This is a genomic window from Hungatella sp. SL.1.14, assembly GCF_024460495.1.
GTDB classification, from domain to species: domain Bacteria; phylum Bacillota; class Clostridia; order Lachnospirales; family Lachnospiraceae; genus Hungatella; species Hungatella hathewayi.
Genome location: NZ_JANFYJ010000563.1, coordinates 1 through 274, shown reverse-complemented (window position 1 = coordinate 274; position 274 = coordinate 1). Strand labels below are relative to the sequence as shown.

Here is a 274-nt window from a genome sequence, read left to right as displayed (position 1 = left end):
TCGGGATCATGCCGGCTCCGCACTCAGGGCACTGCTTCTCTTCTTCGGACAACGTATTTACTTCTTCATAGTGGATTGGAAGATTTGCGAACATCTCATCATAGTCCGCTTTGGGCTTACGTTCCTGCTTGCTGGTCTTAACTTCGGTGAACTCCGGCTCAATGAGCTCCGGCAATGGTTCCTCCCCGGAACCGGATCCGGAGAAAAGGCTTAACTGGCCGGGCAGATCACTGCGCCGTTCACTGGAACTGCCAAATAACTTCTGCTTGAAGTA

1 protein-coding gene is annotated in these 274 nt (G+C 52.2%); it reads right to left on the bottom strand.

Annotated features, from left to right (window positions below):
- On the bottom strand, positions 1-274 hold a 274-nt coding region (locus NE473_RS32310), incomplete at both ends, for an IS66 family transposase (protein ID WP_256265741.1).